This window comes from Paraburkholderia piptadeniae, from assembly GCF_900007165.1.
In the GTDB taxonomy this organism is placed as follows: domain Bacteria; phylum Pseudomonadota; class Gammaproteobacteria; order Burkholderiales; family Burkholderiaceae; genus Paraburkholderia; species Paraburkholderia piptadeniae.
The window spans coordinates 90,429-106,017 of sequence record NZ_CYGY02000042.1; the positions used below are offsets into that span (position 1 = coordinate 90,429).

Annotated in this window: 16 protein-coding genes; 4 read left to right on the forward strand and 12 right to left on the reverse strand. The window is 64.2% G+C overall.

Annotation, left to right across the window (positions count from 1 at the left end; all coding sequences use genetic code 11):
- The first annotated feature begins 6 nt into the window (after nucleotides 1-6).
- Nucleotides 7-276, forward strand: a complete 270-nt coding sequence (locus BN2476_RS45630) for a hypothetical protein (protein ID WP_143811020.1) — start codon at nucleotides 7-9, stop codon at nucleotides 274-276.
- Here BN2476_RS45630 and flgL read toward each other — a convergent pair.
- From flgL to BN2476_RS22150, 12 genes are all read right to left on the reverse strand, one after another.
- Nucleotides 261-1,478, reverse strand: coding sequence for a flagellar hook-associated protein FlgL (gene flgL / locus BN2476_RS22095; RefSeq protein WP_087736296.1), 1,218 nt, complete (start codon nucleotides 1,476-1,478; stop codon nucleotides 261-263). The genes BN2476_RS45630 and flgL overlap by 16 nt on opposite strands.
- 14 nt (nucleotides 1,479-1,492) lie before the next feature.
- Nucleotides 1,493-3,499 carry a flagellar hook-associated protein FlgK gene (gene flgK, locus BN2476_RS22100; RefSeq protein ID WP_087736297.1) on the reverse strand — a complete coding sequence of 669 codons (2,007 nt, stop codon included), beginning with the start codon at nucleotides 3,497-3,499 and terminating at the stop codon, nucleotides 1,493-1,495.
- 285 nt (nucleotides 3,500-3,784) lie between these two features.
- Nucleotides 3,785-4,534, reverse strand: coding sequence for a flagellar brake protein (locus tag BN2476_RS22105; RefSeq protein WP_087736298.1), 750 nt, complete (start codon nucleotides 4,532-4,534; stop codon nucleotides 3,785-3,787).
- A 295-nt stretch (nucleotides 4,535-4,829) separates the two neighbouring features.
- Nucleotides 4,830-5,762: a flagellar assembly peptidoglycan hydrolase FlgJ gene (gene flgJ / locus BN2476_RS22110; RefSeq protein WP_087736299.1), complete on the reverse strand. Its 933-nt coding sequence runs from the start codon at nucleotides 5,760-5,762 to the stop codon at nucleotides 4,830-4,832.
- Between the two features lie 267 nt (nucleotides 5,763-6,029).
- Complete coding sequence (locus BN2476_RS22115) at nucleotides 6,030-7,214, reverse strand: flagellar basal body P-ring protein FlgI (RefSeq protein ID WP_087736339.1); 1,185 nt, start codon at nucleotides 7,212-7,214, stop codon at nucleotides 6,030-6,032.
- A gap of 2 nt (nucleotides 7,215-7,216) precedes the next feature.
- Nucleotides 7,217-7,927, reverse strand: a complete 711-nt coding sequence (gene flgH, locus BN2476_RS22120; RefSeq protein ID WP_087736300.1) for a flagellar basal body L-ring protein FlgH — start codon at nucleotides 7,925-7,927, stop codon at nucleotides 7,217-7,219.
- Between the two features lie 46 nt (nucleotides 7,928-7,973).
- Nucleotides 7,974-8,762 (reverse strand): flagellar basal-body rod protein FlgG, encoded by a 789-nt coding sequence (flgG, locus tag BN2476_RS22125; protein ID WP_087736301.1) that lies wholly within the window; start codon nucleotides 8,760-8,762, stop codon nucleotides 7,974-7,976.
- Nucleotides 8,763-8,888: 126 nt separating this feature from the next.
- Nucleotides 8,889-9,647: a flagellar basal-body rod protein FlgF gene (gene flgF, locus BN2476_RS22130; protein WP_087736302.1), complete on the reverse strand. Its 759-nt coding sequence runs from the start codon at nucleotides 9,645-9,647 to the stop codon at nucleotides 8,889-8,891.
- Nucleotides 9,648-9,668: 21 nt separating this feature from the next.
- Entirely contained in the window at nucleotides 9,669-11,168 is a 1,500-nt protein-coding gene (locus BN2476_RS22135) for a flagellar hook protein FlgE (protein WP_087736303.1), read from the reverse strand.
- Between the two features lie 33 nt (nucleotides 11,169-11,201).
- A complete protein-coding gene (locus BN2476_RS22140) occupies nucleotides 11,202-11,915 on the reverse strand; it encodes a flagellar hook assembly protein FlgD (RefSeq protein ID WP_087736304.1) in 714 nt (237 codons plus the stop codon).
- Nucleotides 11,916-11,926: 11 nt separating this feature from the next.
- Nucleotides 11,927-12,352, reverse strand: coding sequence for a flagellar basal body rod protein FlgC (gene flgC, locus BN2476_RS22145; protein WP_087736305.1), 426 nt, complete (start codon nucleotides 12,350-12,352; stop codon nucleotides 11,927-11,929).
- A 108-nt stretch (nucleotides 12,353-12,460) separates the two neighbouring features.
- Nucleotides 12,461-12,952 (reverse strand): flagellar basal body rod protein FlgB, encoded by a 492-nt coding sequence (locus BN2476_RS22150; protein ID WP_087736306.1) that lies wholly within the window; start codon nucleotides 12,950-12,952, stop codon nucleotides 12,461-12,463.
- Nucleotides 12,953-13,192: 240 nt separating this feature from the next.
- Between BN2476_RS22150 and flgA the strand changes: the two genes are divergently transcribed.
- From flgA to BN2476_RS22165, 3 genes are all read left to right on the forward strand, one after another.
- The gene (flgA, locus tag BN2476_RS22155) at nucleotides 13,193-14,533 is read left to right on the forward strand and encodes a flagellar basal body P-ring formation chaperone FlgA (protein WP_087736307.1); all 1,341 of its coding nucleotides are present in this window, start codon (nucleotides 13,193-13,195) and stop codon (nucleotides 14,531-14,533) included.
- Nucleotides 14,534-14,640: 107 nt separating this feature from the next.
- Nucleotides 14,641-14,991, forward strand: a complete 351-nt coding sequence (gene flgM, locus BN2476_RS22160) for a flagellar biosynthesis anti-sigma factor FlgM (protein WP_087736340.1) — start codon at nucleotides 14,641-14,643, stop codon at nucleotides 14,989-14,991.
- 96 nt (nucleotides 14,992-15,087) lie between these two features.
- The gene (locus BN2476_RS22165) at nucleotides 15,088-15,537 is read left to right on the forward strand and encodes a flagella synthesis protein FlgN (RefSeq protein ID WP_087736308.1); all 450 of its coding nucleotides are present in this window, start codon (nucleotides 15,088-15,090) and stop codon (nucleotides 15,535-15,537) included.
- Nucleotides 15,538-15,589 lie beyond the last annotated feature (52 nt).

The window sequence follows — 15,589 nt, forward strand, 5'->3', positions numbered from 1 at the left end:
TTTTTGATGTCTGCGACGCTGGTGGGTTTGGTTTGGTTTGGTTTGCTTAGCGTGCCGCTGGCATCCGCGATTGCGCCTCGCGGCGCGGGCGTTGCCCCTGTGCGAGGCGCAATCGCGGATGCCAGCGTAAGGGCAAAGAAAACGAAAGCATACGCGGATGCCAGCGGCAAGCTAAGCAAACACAAACAAAAACGCCCAGCCCCCAAACAGAGCCAGGCGTCCAGCCTTCAAAAAAACGCGGGGCAACAACAGCCCGCAAATCAATTCCCGATGTAATCGAACAACGACAGCTTCTGGATCATCGAGAAGCCCTGCTGCGCAGCCTGCAGCGAGGACTGCGTCATCGTGTACTGGCTGATGACCTTGGTCAGATTCGTCTGCGTCAGATCGGCGAGATTGCTTTGAGTCTGCAGCGAGTTGGATTGCGTGACGGTCTGCAACGCCTCGATCTCCTGCTCGCGCCCGCCCACGGACGTCTGGATCGTCGTCACATTGTTCAGCGTGTTTTGCAGCTGGGTCAACGCCGTCCCCAACGCGTTCGTCAGATTCGCCTGCCCGGTTGCGCCCGTCACCGGCGTCTGCAAAGCGGCAATCACAGTGTCCAGATTGGCGAACACATCGCTCGTCTGTCCAGCAGGCGTGACCGAAAAGCTGTCTCCGCCATTCGGCGCACCCGAGATCGTGACGCTCTGACCGCCACCTCCGAGCACGATCGGCTGGCCGGCCGTATAGGTCTGCGGCGCGCTCGTCGTGCTCGTGGCGACATCAGTGACCGTGAACGTCGTCCCCGACGTGAAGTTGATCGTGAACTTGTGATTGTTCGTCGGATCGGTCGAGTTGTTGACCGTCACGCCGCCGATCGTGCCCGTGCCCGAATTGCTCAATGCACCCGCTGTCACGTCCGTGCTTCCGGGCTGCGAGCTGCTGAGGAATACGGCCTTGCCCGTATCGGCAACAGCAATGCTGCGCGAGCTTGTCACCTGAACGTACTGCACGCCGTTGTCCCCGCTGTATTGCACGGCGCCGCTCGTACCGACCGAAAAAGGCGGGGTCGATGCCTGATAGCCGCCATAGAGGTAGTTGCCGGACGCGTCGGTCCCGTTCGCGAGGCCCATCAACTGGCTGCGCATGCCTTCCAGCTCGGTCGCAATCGTCGACCTGTTTGCATCGTTGAGCGACCCATCGCCCGCGTGCACGATCTGCGTGTTGATCGCCGTCAGCACGCTGCTGATGCTGGAGAGCGAGCTGTCCTCGGCCTGCAGCGACGACAGCGCCGTATTCTGATTGCTCGCGTACTGCGACAGCGTCGTGCCCTGCATGCTGAGCTGCACCGCCTGTGCCGCACCGACAGGGTTGTCCGACGGCGTCGCGAGGCTCACACCGCTCGACAGCTGCTGATACAGCTGCGCGAGCGTCACCTGCTGGTCGTCCATCGTCTGGACGTTCATGCCGAAATACTGCGAAGTAGAGATGCGCATATGCGTTCAACGCCTCACTGGAAGATGCCGAGGATCGTCTGGAACAGCGTCGCGGCCGTCTGGATGACCTTGCTGTTCGCCTGATACAGCTGCTGGTATTGCAGCAGGTTCGCCGCTTCCTCGTTGATGTTCACGCCGGACACCGCCTGCTGCGCCGTCGTGATCTGCGTGACGAGCGATGCCTGAGCCTTGCTCGACGTCTGTACCTGGTTCGTCTGGTTGCCGATGTCGTTCACGTAGTTCGCATACGCGTCGGTCAGCGTGAGCTTGCCGTTGCCCAACGTCTTCGTCGTCACGAGATTCGACATCTGCTGCGCGTTGCGGCCGTCCTTGCCGCCCGACGGATTCGCCGCGATCGTGAACGTATCGCCGTCGGCGGGCGTGCCCGTGATCTGCAACGAGACGTTGTTGATCGGGCCCGGCGGCGTCGCTGCCGTGTTCGACGTAATGGTCAGCGACAGACCTTTGCTCGGATCGTATGGCACCTGATCCGTCGTCGCGTTGATCGTGTACGGCGCCGATCCCGGAACCGTCACGATCGAGCCAACCGGAAAGCCCGACAAGACCCCCGCCGGCGGCGTGGTCGTCGTCACGGTGTATTTGATGTCCGTTGCCGTCGAGGGCACCGAGTAGCCCGCCGACACCGTGCCTTGCGTCACCTGCGCGGTGCCTGTGTTCGCGTTGCCCGCCGTCACCAGAACGGGCGACGAAGCGGCGATCGCCGTACCACTGGTCGTCGTCAGCGCGAAGCCGTTCAGCGCGCCGCGCGTCGGCTCGATCGTGAACGAATCGCCGGCGTTCATCGTGGTCGTTCCCAACGAGAACTGCATGCCGCCGATCGGGTTGGACAGGTTGCTCGCCCGGCCGACGACCTGGCCCGTCTCGCGATCGGTGAGCGTGTAGTTCGTCCCGTCGTACGACAGCGTGTAGTCGCTCGCCGGCGGCTGCGCCGGGTTCGTCAGCGTGACGCCGAGATTGCCGTTGCCCGTGTTGTTCGCGTTCGCATAGACGGTCGGATTGCCGACGGTGAAAAGCGCGCTGCCCTTGTTCCCGTTCAGGTCGATGCCGAGCGCGTTCTGTGCGTTCACCTGGGCCGCGAAGCTCGTCGCGATCGCGCCGAGTTGCGCTTCGGCGGGATCGAGCGTTTGACTGCGGAACGTCATCAGCCCGCCGAGCTGTCCGCCCAGCGCTGTGCTGTCGGGCAGGATCTGCGGCGTCGACGTTGCGGCCTGGCTCGCAAGACCCGCGTACGCAACGGCCGTTTCCGTCGGGTCCGACGGCGACGTGACCGTCGAGAGATTGAAGCTCTTGTCGGCGACGACGAGCGGCTGACCGTTGCCCATGAACACGCTGTAGCCGCTGTCGCCCTGCACGACCTGCACGCCGACCAGTTGCGACAGGTTCGACACGGCAAGGTCGCGCTGGTCGAGCAACTGGTTAGGCGGCTGGCCTTGCGCGCTCAGCGCCTGGATCTGCGAATTCAGTTGCGCGATCTGCGCGGTGTAGCTGTTGATCTGCTTGACGGTGTCGCCGATCTGCGTGTTGACGCTCGCGCGCAGCTGGTCGTACTGGTCGCCCGCCGCGTTGATCTGGTCCGCTAACGATTGCGCGTTGCTGATGGCACTTTGGCGCATCGCGGGATTCGACGCATCGTTCGCGACGTTCTGCAGGCCCGTGAAGTAACTCGTGATCGCGCTCGAAATGCCCGAGGTCGGACTGCCGACCATGTTGTTGAGCTGCGCGATCATGTTGTAGTACGTGCTCAGCGAACCGGCCTGCGACTGTGCGTTGTTCAGCTCGGTCGTCAGGTACTGGCTGTACTGGCGCTGGATGGTCGTCGTCGACACGCCGCTGCCGATGTAGCCGGAGCCCGTGTACTGTCCGCTCGATTCCGCGTAGACGGGGCGCTCGACCGAATAGCCGGGCGTCGCCTGGTTGCTGATGTTCTGACCCGTCGTCGTCAGCCCCCACTGGGCTGCATTGAGTCCGCTGAGGCCGATGCTAAATAGGTTGCTGGACATGCGTCATCCTGAAAGACGGCGTAAAAGGCGGCGCATGAAGCGCCGCCTGGTTGACCGGACACTTTGTATATCGGCCTCGGCGCGCGAACATTGAGGGCCAATTGATGGCACCGCATCATTTTTTGCCGCGTTTTCTGATGAGCTTTTGCCGCGCTGCTTGCGGCATGTCTCGATGCAGGCCGTGCAGCTCAGGATGGCTGCGTGTGGACGTGCATGCGCTCGCGGCGAGCAGGGCCGCTTCAGCGCATGCGTATCGAATCAGGTGAGGGTCGTGCGTGGTCGAATTCAGGCGCGCACGAGCGAGCGGCGCTTCATTTCGAGTTGCGTGATGAGGCGTTGCAGCGTGTTTTCCGCATTGCCGGGCAACGACAGAAAACGGAAGCCGAGCGTATAACGCAGCGAGCCGTTGGGCAGCGCGACGGCGCGGTTCGACATCAGTTCGAGATCGAGTTGCAGCGTGCCGAGCGAGCCCAGCGTCACTTCCGTGTCGAGCAGCCGCACGCCGTGTTCGAGCGACGTCACGCGCTCGTCGCTGGTGCGCATCGCGATGCCGCCCAGCGACAGGTCCTGCACCTCGAAGCGGAAACCATCGCCGTCCGGCAGGCGGCCGCGGCAGATGTACGGATCGAGCAACGGCGCATCGACGCGGAAATACTCGCGGCGCTGCACGTAATAGAGCACGTCGGGAAAATCGGCCTCGAACGAAGGCCGGCCTTCGAACGTCGTCTCGCGCGGCGTCCGCGTGACGAAGTGCACGCGCACGCCGTCGGGTGTCGCGTGGAAATGCCCTTCCGGCGACGTCAGCAGGCCCCGGTTCTGGTCCGCGAGCGCGCCCCAGTCGAACGTAAAAGTACGCTCCCGCACGTCCACTTCGAGAATCTTCGTCACCAGCTGGCCGCCTTTGTACTGCACGGTCAGAAAATCGCCGCGGTTGAGCAGGTTGCGCAATTGCACGCCGATCTCAAGCGGATTGCGGCGGCCGAAATCGACGCCTTCCGTCTCGCGGTCATCACCATTCGACTGGGTGGTATTCATGGCCTTGCCAATTTCTCTTCGTTCTTGCGGGCACGCCGCGCGAATACGGCCGGCCGGTTCTCAGCTGGCCTTCCGGAGTCGCGAAACGCGCGTTGGACCGGATTTCACATACGGCATTCCGGTATCGGGTCTGACTGTTTAGCGGCAGCGTCAGGTCAAAGTTTAGACCGGTTTTACGAAATATTTTTCGCAAACGTTTGACACTGCAACGAAGAAAGGATACGCCAATTTGCGCGTGAATCCCGAAAGTGGGAAGGCAGAATGAACGCAGCGAGCGCCGCGTCCGGAAACAGCGTCACACCATCTTCTGCATGATGGAGATGAGTTTTTTCGCGTAGTGAGGATCGGTCGCGTAGCCCGCGCGCTGCATGCCCTGCGCGAAGCCGTTCACGTCGCGCGACGAATTGATGACTTGCGCATAGCGCGGGTTCGACTTCAGGAAGCTCGCGTAATCGGTCATCGCTTCCTCGTACGAGTCGTACGCGCGGAATTTCTCGACCACGCGTTGCGGGCGGCCGTTGATGTACTCGGTCGTGACCGTCGCGACCGTCTTCCCCGTCCAGTCGTCGGTGGCCTTGATGCCGAAGATGTTGTGGGTCGTCGTGCCGTCCGCCTTCTTGATCTCGCGCTTGCCCCAGCCCGATTCGAGCGCGGCCTGGCCGATGATGAAGCGCGCCGGAATGCCCGTCGCCGCGCTGGCCGCCTGCGCGGGCGCTGCGAGCTTGTCGACGAACGCATCGACCTTTTCCGACGAGCCGTCGCCGTGCACGGGCGGCGTCAGCGCGCTGTTCGCCGTATAGCCGCGGCCCATCCGCAGCGCGCCGTTGCTCGCGGGATTCGCGTACGCCTTTGCGAGCGCATTGAGTGCGACGTTGTTGCCCGCGTTTGCATCGTCGGCGGACATGCCCGAGTTGCGCATCAATTGCTTGAGCATCGCATCGGCGACGCCAATTCCTTTCGATGACATCTGCTGCGCAAGCTGCTGATCCATCATCGACGTGTAGGTCGCCATGTCGTGCGAATCGAACGGACCGTCGGACGGCGTTGCGTCGCGCATGCTCTTCAACATCATCTGCGTGAAGACAGCATCGAACTGCTTCGCCGCCGACTTCATCGCCTCGCGCGGATTCGCGGCCGCCTGGGCGCGCATCGCGTCGAAGCCCTGCACGTCGAGCGCAAAGCGGTTCGTCAGGTCATTCGCTGCGTTGCGTGTCGTGTCGGAGTTCATTCTCGGTGTTCCCCAAGGGTCTGTTTGCATATGAAACGTGCATGCGTTGCCCCGTAAAGGGCCGCTCGCAAGGACTGCGACGCAGCGAGCGGCCCTTTACGGGGCAACCCCTGACTTCTGAATTCATTCATTCCAGGGGAACGCCCGAAACCGGGCGCATGGCGGCGTCGCGCGTCGTTTATTTGGCGCGGCCAAACGGCGCTCCTTGCTCCTTGCCCTGCGCCCGGTTTCGGGCGTTCGCATGTACGTTTCATATGCAAACAGACCCTAAATGATCTCGAGGTCGGCGCGAAGCGCACCCGCTGCCTTCATGGCCTGGAGGATCGACATCAGATCGGCGGGCGTCGCGCCGAGCGCGTTGAGCGCCTTCACCACTTCCGCGAGATTCGCGCCCGCCGTGACGAGCTTGAGCGCGCCGTTGTCCTGCTTCATCGAAATCTGCGACTGCTGCGCGACCACCGTCTGGCCGTTCGAGAACGCGCCCGGCTGGCTCACGACCGGCTGCGTATTGATGATCACGGACAGATTGCCGTGCGCAACCGCGCAGTTTTGCAGCGTGACCATCTGGTTCATCACGATCGAGCCCGTGCGCGCGTTCAGGATCACCTTCGCGGCGGCCTGCGCGGGCTTCACGTCGAGGTTCTGCAACTGCGCCATGAACGAGACCTGCTGCGCCGGATCGGCGGGCGCGCGCAGCTGGATCGTGCGGCCGTCGAGCGCAACGGCCGTGCCGAAACCGAACGCGTTGTTGATCGCGGACGTCACGCGCTGCGTCGTGTCGTAGTCCATGTCGTTGAGTTCGAGCTGCATCGTGCCCGCCTGCGAGATCGTCGTCGGCACCGAGCGCTCGACGATCGCGCCGCCCGCGATGCGGCCCGCCGCAAGCTGGTTCACCTGCACGCGGCTGCCGTTCGCGCTCGCGCCAGCGCCGCCGACGGCCATGTTGCCCTGCGCGAGTGCGTACACCGCGCCGTCCGCGCCCTTGAGCGGCGTGAGCAGCAGCGTGCCGCCGCGCAGGCTCTTCGCGTTGCCGAGCGACGACACCGTGACGTCGATCGCTTCGCCGGGACGCGCGAACGCGGGCAGCGAGGCCGTCACCATCACGGCCGCGACGTTCTTCAGCTGCATGCTGGAGAGGGCATTCGCGCCCGAGTTGCTCGCGCCCGCCTGCTGGTTGTTGATCGAGATGCCGAGGTTCGCGAGCATGTTCGCGAGCGTCTGCGTCGTGAACGGCGTCTGCATCGTCTGGTCGCCCGTGCCGTCGAGACCGACGACGAGGCCATAGCCGATCAGCGGGTTGTCGCGCACGCCCTGGATCTGCGCGAGGTCTTTCAGGCGCTCGGCGTGCGCGACGTGCGTCGTGACGGGCAGCGCCGCGCAGGCGAGCGCGACCACTGCCAGTGCGCGCGTCGCGAAGCTGAAAACCGGGCCGAAGATAGAAACGGTACGCATGATCACCACGGCGCGACGTTGAGGAAGAAGCGTTGCAGCCAGCCCATGTTCTCGGCTTCGTCGATATAGCCCTTCGCCGAGTATTCGATCTTCGCGTCCGCGACCTGCGTCGAGTAGACGGCGTTCAGGCCGTTGATGGTGTTCGGATTGACGACGCCCGAGAAGCGCACGAACTCGTTGCCCTGATTGATCAGCATCTGCTTTTCGCCGCTTACGACGAGATTGCCGTTGGGCAGCACGTTCGTCACCGTGACGGTGATCGTGCCGTTGAAGGTGTTCGCCGCGCTCGCGCCGCCCGCCGCCTTGAACGTGTTGTCACCGCTCGCGTCGAGGTTGACCTTGCCGAAGAAGCCGCTCAGAAACCCGGCCGTCGGCACGCCGAATTTCGTCGTGCCATCGCGGTTCGCGTTGGCGCCCGACGATTTCGTCGCGTTGATGTTTTCGGCGATGACGATGGTCAGGATGTCGCCGACGTTGCGCGGCCGCTGGTCTTCGAACAGCGGCCGGCCAGCGTACCCCGGGTTGTAGATCGAGCCGGGCGTCTGCAGCGAGGGCGGCGTCGGCGGAAGCGCCGACATCGGCTGCTGGGTGATCGGCTGCTTCGGCACGAGCCCGCAGCCGCCGAGCGCGGCTGCGAGCGCGCCGGCGCACGCGAGCATCGAGGCTGCCCGCGCGCTGCGCAGAAGGACCGGGGTACGGGTGAAGTGCGACATCTTGATTACCGCCTGTTTGATTCCTGCTTTCAACCGCTCAGCCTGCTCAAACCGGCATCTGGCCGAGCGTCTGCAGCATCTGGTCCGACGTCGTCACGGCCTTGCTGTTGATTTCATACGCGCGCTGGGTCTGGATCATGTTGACCAGTTCCTGCACGACGTTCACGTTCGACGATTCGACGTAGCCCTGATTCAGCGTGCCCGCGCCGTTCAGGCCCGGCGTCGTGATGTTCGGCGCACCCGACGACGACGTTTCGGCGAACAGGTTTTCGCCCTTTGCGTCGAGGCCGACCGGGTTGATGAAGGTCGCCAGTTGCAGCGCGCCGATCTGCTGGGTGGTGCTCGAACCCGCGACCGTGATGGACACGGCGCCGTCGCTGCCGATCGTGAGCGACGTCGCGTTCTGCGGAATCGTGATCGCGGGCAGCACCTGATAGCCGCTCGACGTGACGAGCTGGCCTTGCGCGTTGGTCTGGAACGAGCCGTCGCGCGTGTAGGCGTTCGTGCCGTCCGGCATCAGCACCTGGAAGAAGCCCTGGCCGTTGATCGCGACGTCCTTCGAATTGCCCGTCTGCTGCAGGTTGCCCTGCGTGTACAGGCGCTCGGTCGCGACCTGCTGGACGCCCGTGCCGAGCTGGATGCCCGAGGGCAGTTCCGTCTGCTGCGTCGAGTTCGCGCCGGGCTGGCGGATCGTCTGATACAGCAGGTCTTCGAACACGGCGCGCGAGCCCTTGAAGCCATTCGTGCTGACGTTCGCGAGGTTGTTCGAGATCACGTCCATCTGCGCCTGTTGCGCATTCATGCCCGTGGCGGCGATATAGAGTGAGCGGTTCATTTCTTTTCTCTCGTGTGTGGACCAGGGTTGGTGCTTTAGCTGTCGGCTGGAGTTAGTCCTTTGGCGCTTACTCCAGCCCCATGCAGAGCACCTTGCTCTTGTCCCATCCGTTGAATCCGTGTCGGGTTAGCTGAAGTCGAGCAGCTTGTTCGCAGACTGTTCGTTCTGGTCGGCGGACTCGATCATCTTGGTCTGCATCTGGAACTGGCGCGCGTTGGTGATCATCGAGACCATCGCCGCCACCGGATTCACGTTGCTGCCCTCGAGCGCCCCCGCCGCGACGACGACATTCGGATCGGCGTCCGCCGGATTGCCGTCGGCAGTGCGGAAAAGTCCGTCGTCGCCGCGCGTGAGCGAAGCGGGAGCGGGGTTCACCAGTTTCAGCTGATCGACGATCGCGATCGACGTCGGCGGATCGCCCGGGATCAGCGCCGACACTGTGCCGTCGCGGCCGATCGTCACCTGCGAGCCGGGCGGCACCGACAGTGGGCCGCCGCCGCCCACGACGGGCATGTTGCTGGCCGTCACGAGCTGGCCGTTTTCGTCGACGTGCAGGTTGCCCGCGCGCGTGTAGGCTTCCGAGCCGTCCGGCGTCAGCACGGATAGCCAGCCCGGTCCCTGGACGGCGACGTCGAGCGGGTTGCCCGTCTGCTGGATCGGGCCGGGCGTGTAGTCCGCGCCTGGCGTCGACGACAGCACGAAAGTGCGCGTGGTGTCGTCCTGAATCGTGCTGCCGTCGCCGAACGCCATCGGCACGGCGCGGAACGTCGCGAGCTGCGCGCGAAAGCCCGTCGTCGAGGTGTTCGCGAGGTTGTTCGCGACCACGGCCTGCTGTTCGAGCGCCTGCGTCGCACCCGACATCGCGGTGTAGATGAGCCGGTCCATGATGGTGTCGGTGCGTCAGCGTTACAGGTTGATGAGCGTCTGGTCGACGGCCTGCTGGGTCTTGATCGTCTGAGCGTTCGCCTGGTAATTGCGCTGCGCCGTGATCAGGTTCACCAGCTCGCTCGTCAGATCGACGTTCGCGTTTTCGGTCGCGCCGCCTTGCAGCGAGCCGTGATTCGTCGAGCCCGGCACCGCCACCACCGCGACGCCCGAAGCCGCCGTCGCCTGGAACTGATTGTTGCCGAGGTTGATGAGGCCGTTCTGGTTCGCGAAGGTCGCGAGCGCGACCTGGCCGAGCGCCGCTGTCTGACCGTTCGAGTAGTTGCCCGTGATGATGCCGTCGGTGCCGATCGTGAAGTTGGTCAGCTGGCCGGCCGCGAAGCCGTCCTGCGTCAGCGCGTTCACGCCATCCTTGCTGCCGAACTGCGTCGTGCCGCCGATCTTCAGCGTCAGCGTTTGCGGCGTCGCCGAGCCGTCGGTGTTCGGGATCTGGAACGCGAACGCGAGATTCGACGTGGTCGCCATCACCGAGTTCGTGCTGACCAGGTTGCCCGACGTATCGAAGTTCATCGTGCCGATCGGCGTCGTCGGCACGTTCCCGTCCTTGCCTGCATAGACGGTCCACGAGCCCGCCGCCGTCTTCACGAAGTACATGTCGACCTGCTGCTCGCCGCCGAGCGAGTCGTAGACGGGCACGGAAGTCGTGTAGCTGTATGTCGTGTTGTCCTTCGGATCGAAGTTCTTGGCGGTCGGCGTAACGGTAATCTTGTCCGTCGCCGTCGGCGTGCCCGTCAGCGTGATCGTTTCACCGTTGCCGAGCTTGATCGGCGAGTTGCTGCTGAACGTGCCCGTCACGGGCGTCGAGCCGGCCGCCGACGACGTGACCGTATAGCCGCCCGCACCGTTGAATGTGATCGTGTACGTGTCCGCGTTCGTGCCCTGCGTCGCGTCGGAGACGGTCACGCCGTTGCTCGAGACGGTCGCGCTCGTGCCCGTCACGCTCGGCGTGCCGAGCACGAGGGCGTCCTGCGCGTTCAGGTTCAGGCCCGCCGTGATGGTCTTCGTGGCCGTCGGCGCGATATTGGTCGTCGGCACCTGCAGCGGCACCGTGCCCGCCGTGTTGATGATGCCGTTCTGGTTCGCCGCGTAGCCCATCAGCTTGAGGCCGTCGGCGTTGACGATGTAGCCGTTCTTGTCGAGCTGGAACACGCCGTTGCGCGAGTACGTCAGCGAGCCGTTGTTCGACATCTGGAAGAAGCCGTTGCCGTTGATCGCGACGTGCAGCGCGATGTCATCGGTCGAAATCGTGCCTTGCGAGAAGTTCTGCTCGACTTCCGACAGGCGCGTGCCGATGCCGATCTGGTTGTTGACGGCCGTCGCGATCGAGTTCGCGTACATGTCGGCGAACTGCGCCTGTCCCTGCTTGAAGCCGACGGTGTTCGCGTTCGCGATGTTGTTGCCGATGACGTCGAGGTCGCTCGATGCGCCCGCCAGTCCGCTCAACCCTTGTTGATAACCCATGGAGGTCTCCGTATCCCGTGATGCCGAATGCGCTTAGATGATGGCGGCGACCGTCGACAGGCCGACCGTCTTGCCGTTCGAAAGGACGAGGCCTGGCGTGCCGTCCGTCTGCTTGATGACCCCTTGCACCGTGGCCGCCGACAGCGTGGCGGGCGAACCCGTGCCGCTCGCCGACGTGCTGGTGGCCGTAAACGTGTACGTGCCGTCGGGCAGCGCATTGCCGCTCTTGTCGACGGGCGTCCAGCCGATGGGAATCGTGCCCGCCGACTGCTTGCCGAGATCGATCGTGTTGACCACCTGGCCCGCTGAGTTCTTCACAGTGAGCTGCACGTCCGTCGCGTCGGAAGCGAGCGTGACGCCGAAGCCCGTCGCCTTGCCCGACGCCACCGAGAAGCTGTCGCCCGGCGCGAGCACCGTCGTGCTGATGAGATTCGCGGCCTGCGTCTGCTGGTTCGTCGTGAGCTGCGACGCGAGCGAGGTCAGCGACGTGTTCAGCTGCTGGATGCCCGTCACCGTGTTGATCTCGGCGAGCTGCGAGGTCATCTGCGAGCTATCCATCGGATTGGTCGGGTCCTGGTTCTTCATCTGCGCGATGAGCAGTTGCAGGAACGTGTTCTGCAGGTTGCTGCCCGACGTCGCACTCGAAGCGCTGCTCGACGACGACGCGCTGTTCGTGCCGTTCATCGTATCGAGCAGCGTCTGCGACACCGTCGTGCCGTTGTTGCCGATCGTGGTTTGCGTAGTCAAGAAGGCTCTCCTCAGGTTCCGATCGTGAGCGTCTTCAGCATCAGCTGTTTCGCGGTGTTGAGCGTTTCGACGTTGGCCTGATAGGAGCGCGAAGCCGAAATCATGTTGACCATTTCCTGCACGGGGTCGACGTTGGGCAGCGTCACGTAACCGTTTGCGTCGGCGGCCGGATTGCCGGGGTCATACGACGTTTTCATCGGCGTCGGATCGTCGATGACGCCCTTCACCTGCACGCCGCCGATCTGCTGGCCCGAGCCCGTGCGTGCGCCGCCGATCGGATTGACGGCGAACACGACCTGCTTCGCCTTGTACGGCTTGCCGTCGGGGCCCGTCGTACTGTCGGCGTTCGCGAGGTTCGACGCCGTCACGTTCAGGCGCTGCGACTCCGCGGACATCGCCGAGCCGGCGACATTGAAAATGTTCATCAGGGATGGCATGGCTTTTCGACCTCTCTTGCCGGCGCACCGGCGTCTAATCCCGTAGCGTTCTGGTTTTTAGCGTTGATCCAGCGCGCCGCCGCCTGTGCCGGCGGCAGCGCAATTCCATCAGCTGTTCGACGTGATCGCCGCCAGCATCGACTTGATCTGTTGCGACAGCACCGTCATGCCCGCCTCGAAGTGCAGCGAGTTGTCGGCGAACTGCACGCGCTCGGCATCGAGATCAACGGTGTTGCCATCGAGCGCGGGCTGCGTCGGAATGCGGTAGGCGACCTTGCCGAAGTCGTCGGTCGGGCCGCCCGTCGCGATGAGACGCGCCTTGCCCGTCATGTGGCCGGCTTCCGTCGAGGCCATCGACATGCCCTGGGTCACGCCCGCCGGCTTGGTCATCGCGAGCGTTGCGTTGTTCGACGCGCCCGCCGTCGTGCCGCCGCTTTTCTTCAGCGAGCCGGCCAGCGCCGACGCGAAGTCGATGTCGCGCGCCTTGTAGCCAGGCGTGTCTGCATTCGCGACGTTCGACGACAGCAGCTCCTGCCGATAGGCGCGCACGTCGAGCGCCTGGCGGCCAAAGGCAAATTCGGCATCGAGTTTGTCGAGCATTCAGTTCTCCGTTGAACGGTCCGAGGCGTCCCGTTCGCTCACGCCGAAACGCGCAGTCTGATAGCAGGCGTTTCGTCCGCGCGGGCCGGGATGGCCTTTTCGCATGTGATGCATCTTATGGGCGGGGCGCAAGACTTAATCGGACGAATAGCCGGGGAAGGACGCCTCTATTCACCGTTTCCGCGAGGTGGCCTATCTCTAGAATGCGATTCGTACCGATGCATCAGATGGAGAACGACCATGCCCTCGCCTTTCGCCACCGCTTCGCGCCACGCTCGCCGCGCGGGTGCGCGCGCTGCCCGCGCGCTGTCGGCGATGGTGCTGGTCGGCGCCTGTGCCGTCGTCTCGCATGCGCATGCGCAAGAGAACGGCGCTCCGATCGTGATCGCCGGACCGGCAGAGAAGAATCCCGCCGAACTTCAGGCGATGGCCGAGCGCATGAATGCGCCCGCGCCGCGCGCCACTGCGCCCGCCGTTGCCACTCCGGGCGTTGCCGCTCCTGCCGTTGTGCCGCCAATGCTCGGCCCGAATCCTCGCAACGATGCCGACCGCTTCGCGCAAGCCGCGCACGCCGATGGCGCGATCGTGATTCCCGGCGCTGCCGAAGCCGTCGCGCAGAGGGAATCCGCCGTCGCGGCAAACGCGCCGGGCATGATGCGCGTGAGCCTGCAACCGACCTCGCGTCAGGTGATGCCCGTGGTGGTCGCGCCGGCCCAGGCCGCCGCCCGTCAGACAGCGGCCGTGCAGCCGATCGCCGTGAATCCTCCCGCTGGCAATGCCTTCCCGAATGCAGCGACGACGCAGCCTCGCGGCGTCGCCTTGCGCAATAACGCGGCGGCGTCCGCGCCTTCCGTTGCTGCGCCGGCGCAAGTTCAGACGCAAGTTCAGACGCAACTTCAGACGCAACTTCAGCCTCAGGCTCATGCGGCGGCGCAGCCTGCCGCGCCCGTTCCCGCTGGACAGCAGGACGGCGAATCGATCCGCCGGGCCGCGCTCGCCTATCTGCAACAGCAATCGGCGGGATTGCCGGGCAAGGTCGAGATCAGCGTGGCGACGGTGTTTCCGCGCGGTCTCGCGGCGTGCACGACGCTCGAACCGTTCTTGCCGACAGGCGCGCGCCTGTGGGGCCGCACGACGGTCGGCGTGCGCTGCGCGGGCGAGCGTCCGTGGACGCTTTACATACAGGCGAAGGTATCGGTGCACGCGACTTACTACCTGGCGTCGCGCGCGATCGGTCCGGGCGAACTGCTGACGGCCGCCGATCTCGTCGCCCGCGACGGCGATCTGACGCTCCTGCCGCAAGCTGTGATTACCGATCCCGCGCAGGCGGTCGGCTCGGTCGCGCTGATGCGCGTGTCGGCGGGCTTGCCGCTGCGCAGAGACATGCTGAAGAGCGCCGAGTCGGTGACGATCGGCCAGTCGGTCAAAGTGGTCGCGCAGGGCCAGGGCTTTTCGATTTCGGCGGAAGGCAGCGTGATGAACAATGCGTCGCCGGGCCAGCCGGTGAAGGTGAAGATGGCGAGCGGGCAGATCGTGCAGGGCATCGTGAAAGACGGCGGAACCGTCGAAATCCAGCTCTGACGACGTGCCGCGCCCGGTTACAACTTGAAAAACGTGTCTGATCGATTGCGCTAAAGTTCGACGGTGTGATTGCCGATATCACATTCAAATCGATCAGGAAGCCAATCGTGAAAGTTGATTCCACTACCCAATCTGGCCTGCGGACGTTGAAAGACGGGCTGCAGCGCACGCAGCAAGGCGATACCGCCGCGACGGGCGGTGCGAGCACGGCGACGTCGAGCGCATCGACGGCCACGGGCGCGTCGGGCGACGCCAATGTGAACCTGTCGGGACTGTCGTCGCATCTGCAGAGCCTGGCGAGCGCGGGCACATCGGACATCGATACGGCGCATGTCGAATCGATCAAGCAGGCGATCAAGGACGGCACGTTGACGATCGACTCCGGCAAGATCGCCGATGGCGTGCTGGCGACGGCGCGCGAACTGCTGCAACAGAAGAGCCTGTCGGCCGGCAACTGATCGACGTACCGATGCGGTGCGCCGGGAGCCGGGCGGCATGTGTGATGAATCCGGTTTTGCGCGCGGCGCGAGCCGCTGCCTAGCGAGTTGTTAGTGATGAAAGACGCCCTGCTTGCCACCGTCATCGACGAATATTCCGCTGTGGAGCTGTTTGCCTCCGTCCTCGCAGCCGAGGAAAAGGCGCTGACCACGGTGCATCCCATCGAGACGCTGCCGCCCATCGTCGAAAAGAAGATGGAGTTGGTGGAAAGGCTCTCGACCCTTGAGAAGGTACGCGATTCGCAGCTCGTGCAGCTTGGTTATCCGACGGGATGGAAAGGCATGGAGATGGCGGTCGCCAACGATTCGCGGCTTGCTACGCAGTGGTCGTTGCTGCAAAAGGCCGTCGAACGCGCTAAGCGGTTCAACACCACGAACGGCGCGTTGATCCGGACTCGCATGGAATATAACCGGCGGGCGCTTGCCGCGCTTAATGTCGCCGTTGGGCCGGAGCGCGGCGCGCTTTATGGGCCGGATGGGCGGGTTCCGGCATTTGCGGGGATTTGATCTGGTTTTAAGGGGTTGTCCTCCTTCTTATCCCCTCTCTGCTTTTTAATCG